The organism is Martinezella paranaensis (assembly GCF_014200235.1).
GTDB lineage: Bacteria > Pseudomonadota > Alphaproteobacteria > Rhizobiales > Rhizobiaceae > Rhizobium > Rhizobium paranaense.
Genome location: NZ_JACHBI010000001.1, coordinates 901,757 through 917,800, shown reverse-complemented (window position 1 = coordinate 917,800; position 16,044 = coordinate 901,757). Strand labels below are relative to the sequence as shown.

At 59.0% G+C, this 16,044-nt stretch carries 12 protein-coding genes; 2 read left to right on the top strand and 10 right to left on the bottom strand.

Translation table 11 applies throughout. The features are described from left to right. The 5 genes from GGD50_RS04490 to GGD50_RS04470 form a co-directional block, all read right to left on the bottom strand. Positions 1-882 carry an alpha/beta fold hydrolase gene (locus tag GGD50_RS04490; RefSeq protein WP_107107839.1) on the bottom strand — a complete coding sequence of 294 codons (882 nt, stop codon included), beginning with the start codon at positions 880-882 and terminating at the stop codon, positions 1-3. A gap of 121 nt (positions 883-1,003) precedes the next feature. Beyond that, positions 1,004-2,509 carry a bifunctional AfsR/SARP family transcriptional regulator/alpha/beta hydrolase gene (locus GGD50_RS32675; RefSeq protein WP_245407453.1) on the bottom strand — a complete coding sequence of 502 codons (1,506 nt, stop codon included), beginning with the start codon at positions 2,507-2,509 and terminating at the stop codon, positions 1,004-1,006. Positions 2,510-2,618: 109 nt separating this feature from the next. Further along, positions 2,619-4,811, bottom strand: a complete 2,193-nt coding sequence (locus GGD50_RS04480) for a S8/S53 family peptidase (protein WP_146143989.1) — start codon at positions 4,809-4,811, stop codon at positions 2,619-2,621. 39 nt (positions 4,812-4,850) lie between these two features. After that, positions 4,851-5,993 (bottom strand): phosphatase PAP2 family protein, encoded by a 1,143-nt coding sequence (locus GGD50_RS04475; RefSeq protein WP_107107836.1) that lies wholly within the window; start codon positions 5,991-5,993, stop codon positions 4,851-4,853. 27 nt (positions 5,994-6,020) lie between these two features. Continuing rightward, on the bottom strand, positions 6,021-7,784 hold the full coding sequence (locus GGD50_RS04470) for an adenylate/guanylate cyclase domain-containing protein (RefSeq protein WP_107107835.1): 1,764 nt from the start codon (positions 7,782-7,784) through the stop codon (positions 6,021-6,023). 439 nt (positions 7,785-8,223) lie between these two features. On the opposite strand from GGD50_RS04470, the gene GGD50_RS04465 reads away from it, so the two are divergent. After that, entirely contained in the window at positions 8,224-9,222 is a 999-nt protein-coding gene (locus GGD50_RS04465; protein WP_245407452.1) for an acyltransferase family protein, read from the top strand. 63 nt (positions 9,223-9,285) lie between these two features. On the opposite strand, the gene GGD50_RS04460 is transcribed toward GGD50_RS04465, so the two are convergent. Then, positions 9,286-9,882 carry a cation efflux transmembrane domain-containing protein gene (locus tag GGD50_RS04460; RefSeq protein ID WP_245407451.1) on the bottom strand — a complete coding sequence of 199 codons (597 nt, stop codon included), beginning with the start codon at positions 9,880-9,882 and terminating at the stop codon, positions 9,286-9,288. A 198-nt stretch (positions 9,883-10,080) separates the two neighbouring features. Between GGD50_RS04460 and GGD50_RS04455 the strand changes: the two genes are divergently transcribed. Continuing rightward, a complete protein-coding gene (locus GGD50_RS04455) occupies positions 10,081-11,703 on the top strand; it encodes an ABC-F family ATP-binding cassette domain-containing protein (RefSeq protein WP_107107834.1) in 1,623 nt (540 codons plus the stop codon). A 3-nt stretch (positions 11,704-11,706) separates the two neighbouring features. Here the strand turns inward: GGD50_RS04455 and GGD50_RS04450 are convergent, their stop codons facing one another. The 4 genes from GGD50_RS04450 to GGD50_RS04435 are packed head-to-tail and all read right to left on the bottom strand — an operon-like array spanning position 11,707 to position 15,947. After that, on the bottom strand, positions 11,707-12,720 hold the full coding sequence (locus GGD50_RS04450) for an OmpA family protein (RefSeq protein WP_107107833.1): 1,014 nt from the start codon (positions 12,718-12,720) through the stop codon (positions 11,707-11,709). Then, positions 12,714-13,703 carry a hypothetical protein gene (locus GGD50_RS04445; RefSeq protein WP_245407450.1) on the bottom strand — a complete coding sequence of 330 codons (990 nt, stop codon included), beginning with the start codon at positions 13,701-13,703 and terminating at the stop codon, positions 12,714-12,716. The genes GGD50_RS04450 and GGD50_RS04445 overlap by 7 nt, the downstream gene beginning before the upstream one ends. Beyond that, positions 13,703-14,521, bottom strand: a complete 819-nt coding sequence (locus tag GGD50_RS04440; RefSeq protein ID WP_107107832.1) for a hypothetical protein — start codon at positions 14,519-14,521, stop codon at positions 13,703-13,705. The genes GGD50_RS04445 and GGD50_RS04440 overlap by 1 nt, the downstream gene beginning before the upstream one ends. Continuing rightward, entirely contained in the window at positions 14,499-15,947 is a 1,449-nt protein-coding gene (locus tag GGD50_RS04435; protein WP_107107831.1) for a hypothetical protein, read from the bottom strand. The genes GGD50_RS04440 and GGD50_RS04435 overlap by 23 nt, the downstream gene beginning before the upstream one ends. Positions 15,948-16,044 lie beyond the last annotated feature (97 nt).

Below are 16,044 nucleotides of genomic sequence, written 5' to 3'. Positions count from 1 at the left end.
TCAGAACAATGATTTGTGCGTAACCTGACCAATAGACATACGTCTAATTGATAGTTCTACCGCGTCACATGCAAAACGATATAGCTCGCTGTTGAACCTACCAGGATACTCCAGAAAAGGTGCATGTCCCGTCGCGGCATACCACGATGCTGTCGCTTGAGGGTACAATGCCAGAAGGTGCCGCCCCATCGCCGGCAGGATCACGGTGTCTTCTTGGCCATGGGTTACAAGGACAGGCACGGCAAGTGCTGTCAGTACATCATCGGAATCGACCTCCCGGGCCAGCAGGGCAGCCCGAATCTTCGCTGGCACGGCCATGTTCCAGCAAATTGCCGTTTCGAAGACCTCGGAAGGCAGTTGCGAATAAGTGCACCCGCGCACGAAATTGCGGATTGCTTCGATATTGCCGGGCAGGTCTTCGCCGGTGGCACCGATGACGTGGTCGAGGAAGCCCGGGCCGATCAAGGTGCCGAGCGCCGCCTTATTCATCGTCGTTGCCGCGCCGACGAAGTTGATGCCCGCAACATGGGCAATACCGTGGGCGCGGAGATAGTCGCAAATAATGAAGCCGGCGTAGGACCAGCCCACAAGAACCGGACTGCCAAGGTCGAGTTGATCTATGACGGCGGCGATATCGTCTGCCCAAAGCTGCGGTTCAGTATAATGCTCGGCCTCAAGGGGAGCGTCCGACATGCCGTGACCGCGGAGGTCCAAGGCTACCAGGCGAAAATCCTCCGCAAGCGTACTTTCATACTGGTTTTTCCAGCAGAGATGGTTTTGTGACCACCCGTGGATGAAGAGGATCGACGGCGCATCTTCTTTTCCCCACTCGCGAACATGCAGTCGCAATCCGGCGCCGCCCGTTACATTGTGAACCTTCATCGTCGTCCCTCCTTGTCAGCATCGCAAACTGTCGGAAGCATTCTATTCTGCGCGCGTGAGAAAGAATGTGGAAGGAACCGTTGAAAATGCGGGGCCAATCGTTGAAAGCGCGCAGCAGCAGCTACGCTGTTTCGGCGACGAAGCGCGTTACCTCACGAATAAACTGCTCAAAGGCGGGTTCGTTGGCGAGGAGAATGTGATTGGCGCTGTCGAGATCGACAAATCGAGCTCCAGGGATGCCGGTTGCGAACTCCCTTCCGGACTGAAAGGGAACGACGGCGTCTTTTCTTGCGTGCAAGACGAGCGTCGGAATCGTCACCTGCGACAGGACATCCGAAACGTCGATCTCTCCGAATGCCTCGTGCAGGCGACCTGCGTTGATGGGCGACACCGAAATGCGCTGCAGTTCGTCAAACCAATCCATTTGCACCTGATCCGCCCCTGGAATGAACATTGCGGTGAACAGATGCCGGAAAACCGGATTATTCTGCCCCCATCCTTCCCGGATCAATGCTGTCATTGCCTCATGGGTGGCGACCTCATGGCTGTCACTTCGTTTGCGCCAGCCTTTTACAAATCCTCCGTATAGGATGAGCCCCGAAACTCGTTCAGGATGGCGGACGGCGTAGGCAACGGAGACAGCGCAGCTTTGCGATACACCGAGAAGCGTGAACCGGTCGAGGCCCGCCGCATCGACCACGCTCTCCAAGTCCGCAATCATCGCCTTGAACGAAATTTCCTCGGCAACCCAGTCCGAAAGACCGTTACCGCGTTCGTCATAGCGTATGAGCTTCGTTTTCTCCGAAAGGGCGTCGATCCAATGCCTCCACACCGGACTTTCCCAATCATATTGCAGATGTGACATCCAGTGTGCGGCTCGCACGATCGGCGATCCCTGCCCACACACCGCGTAGGCAATTGTTACCCCGTCGGTGGTTTTGCAGAAGCGAATTTCCTGCGATCTCTTGCTGGGGGTCACCGGTGGCGACGGGACAGCCGTTTCAAAAGTCGCAGAGACCGAAGGCTCTGACCACCGCCCAGGAAGACCGACGGCGGCAATCTCTTCGGTAAGGCGATCGAGCACCAGGGAATAAGCATTTGCTCGCTCGGGGCTGTCTTGAAGGCGTCGAATGAGGGCGCGCAGAATTGCCATGTGTGCCCGAAGCGCCCTATCTCGGTGGTACAGCCGCCACGCTTCAAAGTTTGGGCAATGCTGCAGGCAGAGGCCTTCGAGGAATTCACCGCGAAATGTCGTGGCAAGCGATTCCAATGTCTCCGTATCCAAGACGTCGAGGTCAGCGGGTCGAAGGCAAGCTAGGCCATTGAAGTCCACCTCGACCGTCTGGGGGCTGAGGAGAACGGAATTGTGGTCCGCATGCAGACGCACATGACCTTCCGTATTCACGATTGGCCTGAGTTTGTGGAGGCTCCACCTCAGCGAAGCACGAGGGTCGTCTGGAACTTCCCAGAACATCTTGCAAAGATGCTCGCGGCGCTGAGGTCTTCCGACAACGGCCAAATAGGCAAGAAGAGCGCGGGTTTTCTTCGACTGCGGCAGAGGCAGAAGCTGTCCCTGCCGCGTGACATTGAGTTCGCCCAATACCTTGATGGTGAGCTGGCCAACCATGATGCACTGACCCGACGGAGTGTTCAGCCGAGAGCTTAGAGCAATGCAGCTCAAGATGAAATCGGCTTACCGTTAGGTGAGCCTCGAGAGCTCTGAAACTGGTCTTTCGTCAGGTATCGACATCGTAGCGCTTTGGCCGACCTGGTCGCGGCCTTACGATCCGGCCGGCGCCGCATCGTTCTCTGCTAAAATGGCCTTGCTGGTTGTCATGCTCCCGCGACTCGCCAGTGTCTTCTGACGATTGCCTTCGGGCGTATTCTTCGGCCGCCGCAAATTGGGAAATCGCCTCGCGATTGCCAGGCCCGCCGTCTGCCAGCATGTCCGCTACCAATCTGACGATTTGCGGGACGGCAACGCTCGTTCCGCTCATGGCGACCGCAGACCCGCTTCTCGAGCCGGCCCCGAGAATGCCGTTGTGAACCCGTGAATCGTCGCTGACGCACGCCGCATCAGGCCCGACCCGATGAGTGTGCTTATGGCGGGTTGGTGCGACTGGACCGCCGGCTGCATATTTTGGCGGTCTGAGGTCCTTCTGCTGGACCCCGCCGACCACGATTGTTTCCTGTCCGGTAGCGATGGCGTTTATGAGGCCGCCTCGCCTGACGATACAGGGATTGCGCTCGTCATCCACGTCTACCACGTCGCCAGTGACAGGATTGAACCGACGATAGCAGTCTGCCTCGAAGTAGGATTGCCGACCACGGCGCGAATATCCGTAGATCACGTCGTCCCATTGAATCCATGCTTCCAGCTCCTGTCCCGGGCGCAGGCTGGAGTTCGTGATGATGACCTTCCAAGCCCCTGCCGGCGCCGTTGCGCCGCTTGTCGCGGGGTTGTCGAGGGGTCGCAAGCGCGCCGTGGGTTGCAGCGAGATAATAAAAACACCCCGTTCCGTGGGAGACGAACGAAAGGCGTAGTGCGCGCACCCGACGACCTCGCCGTTCGAGACTAGCTGGACTCCCGAGCCCACCTCTTCCTTGAGGGGCGGACTCCGCAGCCCAGACGGTGTTTCGACGGATATCGTCACCCGGCTCGGGTCCCGCTGCTTTCGTGGATCATGCGGCAACCAGATTTCCATCTGCGTTGGCGTACTATCATCGGGCTGAACGTGCCACTTGAGAGTCACCGGTTCGCGGGTTCCATTGAATTTAACCGCGACGTGGCATCGCGAAAGATTTGCATTGCCAGCGGGCAAAACAATGCGCAGCGGTGCGTCCCGCTTAGTAACAAAGTCGTCGAGAGCTTGCTCGAGATCGAGAGTACCGTCGTGCGGTCCCGCGAGCATGCCATAGCTGAAATTGATGACAACCGGCAACGGCCGCCATGAGCCGTCGGGCAACAGCCCCTTTCCTGCCAGGCGATCCGCTCGATCGAGGATGTATCTGATCGCGGCCGTCGCAAATGTTTTGAGGTTGGAACCGGAGGTATCCGCTGTCACCGAAACCGGAAGCTGAACGGCGATGATCGGGCGGTTCATGGGCGCGTCGACTGGGTCGTAGCCGGCCGCCTGATCGAGTACATGGGTGCCGTGCGACAATTGCCAGGCGGCAGCCTTGTGGTCGGGATCGCGAAAGTCGATTAGACCTGCCTCTCGATAGAGCCCCTCCTCGTCAACCAGCCCAGCTTGGTCGTAAGCCTCCAAGAGTTTGTCGATACCCCTGTGCGGCGGCCGATCGAGTTTACATATCTCGCTTCCGAAATCGACGGTTGAACCGTCATTGTCAAAAATGCCGTCCTGACGCCAGACATATTGAACACGCGAGCTGCCGTCAGCGAGGCGAAACCGCTCATGGGCAAAAGCGATCCCATCATCGATGATACCAATAACAACTGTGCCCTCCGGCCAGTGGCCAGGGGAGACGACCGGTAGACGAACAGGTTTCGATGCCGGAACGCGGCGCTTCCAATGATTGGGCAGCGATTTCCGATTGAGAGGCAGGCTAAAGTCGATCTGTTTCGCAGTCTTGCGAATTTGGCCGAATGGCCCCTCCCCCCGTGCTAGGTCTTCGAACACAGCTTTTCTCACGAACGCGACCATGTGTTGGTCCTCTTTCGCATCATGATAGAGAGACGGTACGAAGACTCCACTTTCCCACCCGCCTTGCTGAGCATCGACCCTATGAAAGGACTTCATCATTTCGACCATGGATGTGTCGAGCGGACCGATCGTACAGGGGATCAAGACGTTATCGTCGCCCCGCGAAAAATCACGGAAGCCAGGCCCGAGAACCCAATCGGCGCTGGGATCTATCCCTTCGATTCGGCAATAGCTGTGTTCAAGGTCAGTTTTTCGCCATTCCATGATCGCTTCTCCCTCACTGCTGGGTTGGGTCAAGGGCAATCAAGACCACTCGGCCAGCGCCTTTTCCCACAGCCAAGTGAGGATAGGAGAGACGGCACCAAGTTTGTGACGGCCCAGCTCCGCGGCGCATGGAGACCTCGCATCCGGAGCAATTTGCCGCTGCCGCTGAACGTCGTACCATCCCGCCCAATTGAAATCGGCATCTTCCGGATAGGCTTCGCCGTCGAAGGACCAGGCATAGAAGTCGGCCTCCCCGCTAAACCGGCGGCAGAAATATTCGCCTAAGGTCAAACCCAGGAGCGCACCCGCCGCACTGTCGACTGGAAAGTGCACGCCGGCTACCTGCCGATTAACAGCGACCCGTGCCGCCTGCCGAAGCAGTTGAACGGCATAAATGTCCTGCTCGTAGACGGGATTGGGCGAAGCCCGGAGAAGCTGCACCAGTACAATGGCCATTGCAAAGGACTCAGTTGAGTGGCCGCTGGGCAGACTGCCGTGTTCCGGCGTAAGAATCATTGGCTGTATCTGTGGCGAGTATTCCATTGGCCGTCGGCAAGCGAGTGCGTGCTTCATGCGAAATTCGACAAACTGAGCGAGCCGGAAGACGGCGCCTAGAAGTTCAAGCGTCCAACGCGCACGGTTTGGGGCCATATATGCGACGGAAGCCAGGAAGGCGGTCGGCCCATCGCGCTGCGCCAGAATTTCAGTAACCCGATCTGCCCGTAAATCGGCATAGTTCGCAACAAGCTGAAGTTGGCCAAGGAAAACTTTCTCAGTAGGTCGGACCATTCTGACGAGCGGGCGATAGCGAACGTTTGGCACGGCGTCGTCCGGGTCATGTGCAACCTCCAAATGCCAGACATTCATGCTTCCCGCAGGATCACCCATCCCTTGAGAGAAGCCAATGCGGGAATGAAGCTCGAAGTCGACGACCTGTTCTCGCCGTTCCTGAGCCCATCTGGTCATGTTGGCAACGTCATCAAGATCCAGTTCCTGGGGCACCGCTTCAGGCCGGCGAAAATTGCCGACAATTCCGTCGCGATTGTTTATCAGCGCGTCAGCGACCAGCGGCGCGTCCGTTCCAAAGAAGACATCGTCCTCTGTGCCGTGCCCGCCATGGCCACCATGACCGCCGTGCCCACCATGCCCCCCCTGCGATGCCTGCGGTGATATGTTGCTCATTTGCCTATCCCCCTATTGATGCATCCCCTATTGCGGCACTCCAGCTTTCAGCAGCACATCGGCGATCAACTTGCCGATTGAGAAAGCTGCGCTTGGCGTACGCCTCAGGTATCCGCCAACCGTAAAACCGGGCTCCAGAGTTAGGAGCTGTCGCGCGGATTCGCGCGCGTCCTCGTGCATGCCGAGCTGCCACTGTGCGACGATGAGAACCCGCCAAGTCGAGGTGTGCATCCGGTTCGCGCGCAGAGACCGCTGCGCAAGATTCAAGGCGCGAGCGTAATTGCCCGCCGTGAGATTCGCTGACGCGACCAGCGAATCGTAGAAAAACCGGTGCAGATCGAGAGGGGACAGCAGCAGCGCGAGCTCGGTATCCCTCACGGCTTGGTCTCCCTCGTCGCAAAAGGCGTGCATCATTCCTCTTAGCAAGAGGGCCAGCGAGTCACTCGGATTGGCCTGGATCGCAAGGTTGTAACGTTCCCGCGCAATATCGAAACGCCTAAGGAGATTCGTGTGCACAAAGCCATCGACCGCGAGGGCGAGCGAAAAATCGGGATCGGAATCGAGAGCCCGTTTTGTCAGCTCGAGCGCTCGGTGCGCATCATCCATGACGTTGTCGGACCAGCCTTGCTGCACGCGCAGCACATGCCACTTCGCCAACCATGCTTGCGCGAGTGGTTGATACGATCCACGTTCCAAGATCGCTTCCAGCATTTTGCGGGCATCGTTGAAGTCGCCAAACCTCAGGCGATGCATTGACACAATGGCGCCCATAAGAAGGGCGTAGCTCTCAAGCGTCGGAAGCGGCTGCGAGCGTGTACGCCGCAGTTCGCGTGCCATGATCGCATTGCTGATCTCGGCAACCGTGTGACCAACGATTTCCTGATCGCCCTCGAGAATTCCTATGATCCGCTCCGTCAGGCGGTTCTCCCAAACGATTTGCCCTGTCTTTGTGTCTGCCAGCTCTGCATCCAGGCATACGCTGTCGCCGGTCACCCGGCAGACGCCGGAGACGGCATAGTTGGCGTGCAGGTGCAGTCTCACCTCATCGAGATCCAGTTTGCGTCCGGCGAAAGCGGTCGTTGAGAGCCGTGAAATAACGTTGAGCTCTTGCATACGACACAACGCCCGGATGATCTCGTCGGCCAAGACCTCCCCCAGAATCCCGTGTTCCTCGGCTTCGCCCCGGACGGCGAAAGGGATGACAGCGAGGGTTGGGCGCAATTCGCCCAACGACCAATGGGACTGGACCACGGGATGGGCTCCCGGCTGTCCAATTCTAAAGGCGCGTACGGGGGCTTCGATGTTCTTGAGATAGCACTCGCCCAGGTCCTCAATGTCGGCATCGAGGAGAGGCGTCAATTGTCCCCGCGCACGCTCAGAGATGACGATTTCGCCCGGACCGGCGAGGCCCATGAGCCTGGCGGCGAGGTTCACGCCGCGCCCGTAGAGATCTTGGTGCGATATGATCACATCGCCGACGTCGATGCCGGCGCGCAGCAGTATCTGGGAATCGGGCGGCTGTTCGGCGTTGTCGCGAGCACTTGCGTTCTGGATCTCGAATGCTGCCGACGCTGCCGCCTGCATATTTTCGAATTCAAGAAGCATTCCGTCGCCGAGATGCTTGACGACGCGCCCCCCCGATCCAGGCAGAATGGAGTTCTCGATGCTGTCCACCATGCCGAGCCAACGCACGATGGTCCCTTCTTCATCATGTTCAATGAGACGAACGGAATCGACGACATCAATGAATAGAATCGCTCGGGACGCGTGCCCCAACTCGCCTATGTTCATGTCGCTGGCCTTTTCAGAAGGGTATATGCAAAATGCACATACTTGCTTTTCCGAGAATCCAGATACGGATGAGATTAAGAGCGCCGGACGCTGAGTACCCTAAAAAAGTGTACCCAACATGCCGTGGCATTGATATCACCCAAGACGTACCATCTTTGGGCTAGGTAATACCTGAGATGCGGCGTTACCTTCGAAGAGGTATGTACTTACCGAGGGGCGGCGGAAGCGACAGGCAGGCGTTCTGCGCCGAAATGCCCGATTTCCGTCACGAAACCGGCGGGAAATCATCCGTTTTCACTGAAATTGTTGCCACGGTGACATCAGGTCCGCCGTGCCCTCCAAGTTGTTCTGCGTGAGTGTCCGGCCTTTCGACTCATTCTCTCGCCAAACCGGCCGGCAGGCCTTGGCGATAGCAATCCAGTCGCGCGGGGGCACCGTCTTGAAAATCAGCAGCGACATCAAAAGCATTCAATATCTGCGCGCCATCGCAGCGATCTCCGTTCTCTGCTTCCATGTCAGCGACGCATATGGACTGGAATTCAGGGTCGGAGCGGCGGGGGTCGATATATTCTTCGTCATCAGCGGCTTTATCATGTGGGTCACGACCGAGGGAAAACCGGTCGGTCCGCAAGAGTTCATGGTGCGCCGGCTATTCAGAATAGTGCCGCTTTACTGGATTGCGACGGTGGCGACATTCGTCATGGCCGTGTTGAAACCGCAGTTCTTCTTCAACATGGACACGACGGTCGGGAATTTGATCGGCTCGCTGCTTTTCCTGCCCGTCATGAAGGGCGAAGCAATGCATCCGATCGTCGAGCAAGGATGGACCCTATCCTACGAGATGTTCTTCTATCTCATCTTTTCCATTTCGCTACTTCTGCCGGAGTTCAGGCGGCCATGGTTCCTCATGGCGGCTCTGGTGACCGTCGTCATGGCGCATTACCTGCTGCCGCTCGGCTATCTCAGTGTTTTCACAGAGCCGGTCATCCTCGAATTTGCGGCCGGCATCGTCATTGGGCGCCTGTGGAAGCAGGGCTTTCGCCTGTCTTTTCACGCCTCTATCGGCTTGATGGTCGTCGGATTCGTATTGCTGCTGGCAAGTGACCTGATGCCCCATGTCGACCGCGCGGTTCGCTGGGGCATACCGGCGGTGCTGCTGTTGTCGGGCGCTGTTTTCGCCGAACGGGAGCGCGGTGTTCCCAAACTTTCGTTCCTGCATTTCCTGGGGGACGCCTCTTATTCCATCTACATTTGGCACGTACTTACCGGCGTCCTGGTCACGGCGCTGCTGTTGCGCATCGGGGTGCGACACGCCGCACAGCCTGTATTCCTTGCATTGGGTTCGCTGGCCTTTGCGATCGTTTGCTACCTGTTCATAGAGCGTCCGATACTCCGAAAGATGCGACCGTCACGCCCGCAGCCGGCATATCGCGGCTGACGCATAGGGCCGGATCGGGGCTGTCTGAGGCGTATCAAGCGCGCGAAACATAGGAGTGAACGCTTATGGTTGGGCCGTGCGGTGCTCGTTGCGCGCGGCACTCCACACCTCGCGTGCAGCGTCCGCATTCATCGCGGCGATCGCCAACCCCACGATGAGGTCGGGCCAAGCCGAATGCCAGACGAAGGCGGTCATAAGACCGGCTGCGATGATGGCGATGTTTGCGAGAGCATCATTGCGGGCGGACAGAAACGCCGCGCGTGTAAGGCTGCCGCTATGGTGACGGTAGCGGGTGAGCATCAACGCGCAGGAAAGGTTGACGACAAGCGCACCCAGGCCCGTCAACGTCAGCGGCAGCGGATCGGGTGCGACAGGGGTCATGAACTTCTGCCAGGCAGTCCACACCGTGGCGAGACCGGGCACGAGCAATATGCCGGCCAGCGCCATGCCTACGCGAGCACGGTTGCGTGCACTCCAGCCGAGCGCAACGGCGATCAGCAGGTTGATGGAAGCGTCCTCAAGGAAGTCGACGCTGTCGGCAAACAGGGACACCGAACCGATCGACAGCGCGACCAGAAACTCAATCCCGAAATAACCGAGGTTCAGGAGGGCCACCTGCCTTACCACGCGCTTCACACCTTCGCCCATCAACACGGTCATCGTCACTCCTTCTGCTCTGTTGACCTGGAAGCGTTGCTCCGCATCTCCTCATGCACCTCGAACAGCGCGCAACTAGAATAGCCACTCTATGTTACATAGGCTTCTCAGAAATCGCTCATTCTCCCACCCGAAAAGCTGCGACAGAGCGCACGACCCGTGGCATAAGGCGCCAAAACTTTCTTCGGGCCTCGCGTAGACATGATTCGTATCGAGAATATCAGCAAGCAGAACAGCCATCGCATCCTCTTCATCGAGGCATCCGCTGCGCTCAACAGGGGCGACAGCGTCGGGCTCGTCGGCCCGAACGGCGCGGGCAAGACGACGCTGTTCCGGATGATCACGGGACAGGAGCAGCCCGATGAAGGGCAGGTTTCCGTCGATAAGGGCGTGACCATCGGCTACTTCAATCAGGATGTCGGCGAAATGGCTGGCCGCAGCGCCGTCTCCGAAGTGATGGAAGGCGCCGGCCCCGTCAGTGCGGTTGCCGCCGAGCTGCGCGAGCTGGAAGCCGCGATGATCGATCCAGATCAGGCCGATAAGATGGACGAGATTATCGAGCGCTATGGCGAAGTGCAGGCTCGTTATGAGGAACTGGACGGTTACGCCCTCGAAGGGCGTGCGCGCGAAGTGCTGGCGGGCCTGAGCTTCAGCCAGGAGATGATGGACGGCGACGTCGGCGCACTGTCGGGCGGCTGGAAAATGCGCGTGGCGCTTGCCCGCATTCTCCTCATGCGCCCCGATGTCATGCTCCTCGACGAGCCGAGCAACCATCTGGATCTGGAAAGCCTCATCTGGCTGGAAGAATTCCTGAAAGGTTATGAAGGCGCCTTGCTGATGACCTCGCACGACCGCGAGTTCATGAACCGCATCGTCACCAAGATCATCGAGATCGATGGCGGCTCGTTGAGCAGTTATTCCGGCGACTATGCATTCTACGAACAGCAGCGGGCGCAGAACGAAAAGCAACAGCAGGCCCAGTTCGAACGCCAGCAGGCAATGCTTGCCAAGGAAATCAAATTCATCGAACGCTTCAAGGCGCGTGCCTCGCATGCCTCGCAGGTGCAGAGCCGCGTGAAGAAGCTGGAGAAGATCGATCGGGTGGAGCCGCCGAAACGGCGCCAGACCGTCGCCTTCGAATTCCAGCCGGCGCCGCGCTCTGGCGAAGACGTGGTCAACCTGAAGAGCGTTCACAAGAAGTATGGCAGCCGCATCATTTATGAAGGACTGGACTTCATGGTGCGGCGAAGGGAGCGCTGGTGCATCATGGGCATCAACGGCGCCGGCAAGTCCACCTTGCTGAAGCTGGTGGCGGGCTCGACGCAGCCGGATGGCGGCAGCGTCGCTCTGGGCGCCAGCGTGCAGATGGGATATTTCGCTCAGCACGCCATGGACCTCCTTGACGGCGAGCGCACCGTCTTCCAGTCGCTGGAACACGAGTTTCCCCAGGCGGGACAGGGCTCATTGCGCGCACTGGCGGGATGTTTCGGTTTCTCCGGCGATGATGTCGAGAAGAAGTGCCGGGTACTGTCAGGCGGCGAGAAGGCGCGGCTCGTCATGGCGATGATGCTTTTCGATCCGCCAAATCTCCTCGTGCTGGACGAGCCGACGAACCATTTGGACCTCGACACCAAGGAAATGTTGATCAAGGCCCTGTCGCAATATGAGGGCACCATGCTGTTCGTTTCGCACGACCGGCATTTCCTGGCCGCTTTGTCCAACCGCGTGCTGGAATTGACGCCCGAGGGTATTCACCAATATGGCGGCGGCTACACCGAATATGTGGCACGCACCGGCCATGAGGCTCCGGGTCTTCGGAGCTGAGCCTCAGCGTACGCTGACGGGGGACGCCGTTGCATCGTTGATCACGGCAACGGGCGTGGTCCTGCCGCGGACCCGGATTTCGATGCGCCGGCGGGATTCTACGGCACCCGCCTGCCCTGCCGTGATCGTATCGCCCGGCAGGATCAGTTGGGCGGCCGACATCGGCAAGATGGTGACGTTCTTCAGCTTCGGATTGGCCTTGAGGACATTGGCGACCGCGACGGCGCGCGCCAACCCCAGCCCGGCATTATCAGCAGGCTCGACAGCCGATATCGGCAGTTTGCCATCCATTGCCCCGATCAGCGTATCGTCGAGGTTCGAGCTTGGCCGCGATACGCGCTGCTCGTCCGTGTGGCCGATCACCTCGACAATATCGGCATCGTAGAGGCTGAGATTGCTGGCAATCTCATTCGAGATTGTGGTGTCGAGCATGCGTTCAAAAGTCTTGGTCAATTCGGCGCTGCCCGACTGGAAATAATTCTTCTTGGCGTCGTCAAGATTGATGATCGGCGGCCAATCATGAGCGCCTTTTCCGCCGCCCTCTCCCGCCAGCAGCTTGCTCACCTCGTCGGGCGCCTTGGCGAGATCGACGCCATGCTGCTTCAGCACGTCAGCGATTTTGGCGAGCTCCTGCAGATCCTCCGGCTTCGTACCATCGGCGCTCATGCTGTCCAGCGTCTCGCGCGCCTGGACCAGTTCACGCCATTCCTTTTCTAGCGTCGCGCGGTCGTCCGCCGATAGGTCGCCGGAAATCAGCTTCAATTGCAGTTGCACGATGCGCGCCGCCTGCTCGGATTGTTTCTTTTCCAGGAGCACAAGCCGTTGCTCGGCATCTTTCAATTTCCGCTCGGCCTCATAACGATGGTTCCTCTCCGCGGAAATCATGGCGGCAGCGACCAGAAGCAGGCAGAAGACCAGCAGCAGCATGGATTCGGCCATGGTCAGGCCGAGAATGAGCCCGCGATTATAGCCCTTGTGTTCTAGCTTTGGCGCAGTGTCCGAGACGCGCATCACCATAGATGCCACCGTCGCTTACGCCTTGGCGGTTCGTTTTCATTGGCCGTGACCGCCGTTATCGCTCCGGAGAGCGTCTCATCGCCCATGGGTGCAACATGGGGATCGATCGGCTTGAGTTCCGGCGGAAACGATCGTCCCGGCAAATCCGCCATGCGGCTCAATGTCTGCTCGATATTCTTCAATGGCTGCAACTGCGCCTCGGCCATTTCCTTGATGGCGGCAATGGCCGGCGCCAGCTCGGCGCGGACGACGTCTTCGGGCGAGCGGATTTCCTCGAGCTTCTTGCCGACAGTTTCAACGGCCGTGCCGAATTTGCCGATGATGTCGGAAAGCTGCGATGTCGTTTCCGTCAGTTGCGCAGCCGCCTCGTTGATCGGCGTGACCGCCTGCTTCGCCAGGACTTCCAGGATCTTCTGAATTTCCTCGCCGCTGCGTTCCGCCTGGCGCCCGATCTCCTCGAAACCCTCCGACAGCATCTGGTTGCTGACGCGCCGGTAGTGGGAGAATTCGCGCGACGAAGAGTCGAGTTCCGAGCGCACGCGGCGTGTCATCTCCGCCAGCTCGTGGCGGACGCTGCGCTCGATATCGATCGGATCACGGCGCATCTGGTTGAAGAGAATGCGGAGCGTCACGCCGGCGATGGTGGAGGTGACGGCAATGCCGAAATTGCGGACGATCGTCTCGATCGAGGTCTCGCCGGCAAAGAGGTAGAGGGAGACGCCGAGGCTCGACAGGGTGAACAGAAATCCCATGTAGTAGAGATTGTCGCCCGCCTGCTCGTTGTGCAGGCGAAATCCGGCGAAAGCCACCGAGATCACGAAATAGACTGCCATCAGCAGCAGCGGCACGCCGGTCACGATCGGCAGCGGCCAACCGAGCAGCTTCGACGTCCAGATGAAAATCATGCCGCCGACGGTGACCAGCCCGAAGAGGACCATCGGCCCATAGTCGCGTATGGCCAGCCTCGCCTCAACATCGGCCATCAGCGTATCCCCTCCAATCGGACGAAGCCGTCGAAATAGCCATTATTGCTCTTGATCCACTGCGCCCAGAAATTTGCGAGCTCCTCCATAGTGAACTTCATGTTCGGCCTTTGAAAGGCGAGTATCCTGATCATGACACCATCCAGTGACGTCCGGAATTTATCACGCGCGGGGCTCTGCTGGAATTTCTGATAGGAGGCACCGTCGCGATAGTTCGAGAAGGCGTCGGTATGTTCAATCATGTCGGACGCGATGTAGAGATGTTTCGGTATGCCACCGGCAGTGCTCGCAAAGACTTCCAGATTGATCTTCTGGATGGCAGCCATGATCGGCGATTGCTTGCCCGCCTCCCCGACGCTCAGCTTACCGGCGATATCGGCAAGCGGCTTTGCGAAGCCTTTTTCCCAGCGCGCCTGCGCCAGGCGGGGATTGCTGGTCCATTCGTCGACACTGGCACCGCTTCCCGGATTGCAGCCATGGAAGGTCTGGATCAGTTCGCCCTCTTTCTCCGTCAAAGCATAGATGTCGATCGCGCCGCCGACGGGCACATCGGCGACGATTTTCTGGAACTGATTGCGCAGGTCGAGCGCCGTCGTGTCCGAGATCGGATCGGTGACATCGAGCAGGATCGCCGTTTCTGCCTTCGGGCCATCCACCGGGCAGAGCGAGGCCTGGTCGACCGCGACATTGCCGCTCGCCTTGTAGCGAAGCCAGCCATAGGCGCCGACAATACCGAGGGACAGAACGGCGAGGCAAACCGTCGCGATGATAAGGCCGGCCGAACTGCCGGCTCGGCTACGCCGCTTGCGTCGTGCCAATGATGCCCTCCGGGAAAAGATTATCGAGCTTGTGATATTTCTCGATGGCGCTTTCGAACTCGTCGCCGATCCGCTTGATCTGCTGGGTCAACTCGGCCTGCGCGCTCTGAATGCGCTCGCCGAGCACCTTGTCGTCCCATTCCTCATCGGTGTGCAGAACCGGCGTCAGACGCTCCAACTGATAGCGGGATGTGAAATAAGCTGGCTCCGGCTCCGTCCGCGCACCTCTGTTGGCCTCGCGATAGATGGTGAGAAGCGTATTGGCCGTGCGCTCGAGATGATTTTGATGTTCGAGGAAGAGGCCCGCCGTTCTGGCGCGATGGGCGATGATGGCGGCGGTCTCCTGCCGGCGCATGCTGAGATCGCGGATGATCTCTTCGATCTTGCCATTGTGTTCGTCGCGGATATCCCGGAGATCGTCGATCAGATCGAGCTTGCGGTCGATGTAGTTGCTTCGCGCCGCATCGAGGCGTTTCTGCACGCCGGCAAACCCCGGATAGGGATCGGTCAGATAACAGCCGTCGATGAAGGCGATGAGCGAGAACATCAGGCCGACGGCAAAAAGCATCCAGGAATTCAGCTCCTGCAGACCCAGCGGCGCAGTCTTCAGCCGCTGCATGACCTCCGTGCCGGCGCCGGAGAGAATGGTTGCCGACACTTCGCGGTAGTGCGCCAGCGCGATGTTGATCGCGAGCGCCACGGCGACATAGGCGACCAGGCCGAGCAGACCAAGCAGCTTCAGGAAGAACGACCTGTGCACAAGGAAGCGCACGCAGAAGAAGGAAAACATCAGCGCCGCGCCGATGTTCAGGAAGGCGAAGGCCGCCGCCTCCGTAACACCGCCGACCATGCCCTGCGCGCTCCCCTTGGCAAGGAAGCTGCCGTTCATCACCATCTCGATGAGGATGAGAAAGATGATCAGCGCAACCTTGAAGGCCCAGGCGGCCTTGCTGGAGACCTTCGCCGCGCGCTGCAGCCTGTGCCGGGACTTGAAGTCGACCATCTCGTCCTCGGCAGTCTTCAGATTGCGACGCAGGCCGTGCAGCTCGTCGACGCCGCTTGCAACCTCTGCCTTGAAATCCGAAACGCTGGACGCATTCGCCTGCCGTATCAGCCCGAACTGACCTTCGAAATCGAGATTGCGCAAGCGGCTGTCGAAAGTCTGGAACTGGTCTTCCAGCACCTGATAGGAGCTTTTCTTTTCCGCCTCGACCCAAGCGATGACACGCTGCTCGGTCTCATCGAAAGACTGAGCGCTTTGCCCTGGCCGGTTGAGCCCGCCGTTGGCGGCGCCCTTCTCCTTCAGGCTGAGCGTCGTACTCAGCTTCTCAATATCGACAACAGGAAACACGTCGGTAGAGGCCTGAAAATCATGGCTAGTCTCCCGAACGGTCTCCCAGAGGCGGTTTAAGGCTTCGAAACGCAAAGATCTTCCTCGGCGACACGATCAACTTTAAAAGGACCAGCGACAAACCGATACCGCACTGGTTGTTTCTGGTCCAGCACCGCCGCCGACGTTAAAA

Coding starts and splice junctions, on each gene's coding strand:
- GGD50_RS04490 (WP_107107839.1), bottom strand. CDS start 882: ATGAAGGTTCACAATGTAACGGGCGGCGCCGGATTGCGACTGCATGTT.
- GGD50_RS32675 (WP_245407453.1), bottom strand. CDS start 2,509: ATGGTTGGCCAGCTCACCATCAAGGTATTGGGCGAACTCAATGTCACG.
- GGD50_RS04480 (WP_146143989.1), bottom strand. CDS start 4,811: ATGGAATGGCGAAAAACTGACCTTGAACACAGCTATTGCCGAATCGAA.
- GGD50_RS04475 (WP_107107836.1), bottom strand. CDS start 5,993: ATGAGCAACATATCACCGCAGGCATCGCAGGGGGGGCATGGTGGGCAC.
- GGD50_RS04470 (WP_107107835.1), bottom strand. CDS start 7,784: ATGAACATAGGCGAGTTGGGGCACGCGTCCCGAGCGATTCTATTCATT.
- GGD50_RS04460 (WP_245407451.1), bottom strand. CDS start 9,882: ATGACCGTGTTGATGGGCGAAGGTGTGAAGCGCGTGGTAAGGCAGGTG.
- GGD50_RS04455 (WP_107107834.1), top strand. CDS start 10,081: ATGATTCGTATCGAGAATATCAGCAAGCAGAACAGCCATCGCATCCTC.
- GGD50_RS04450 (WP_107107833.1), bottom strand. CDS start 12,720: ATGGTGATGCGCGTCTCGGACACTGCGCCAAAGCTAGAACACAAGGGC.
- GGD50_RS04445 (WP_245407450.1), bottom strand. CDS start 13,703: ATGGCCGATGTTGAGGCGAGGCTGGCCATACGCGACTATGGGCCGATG.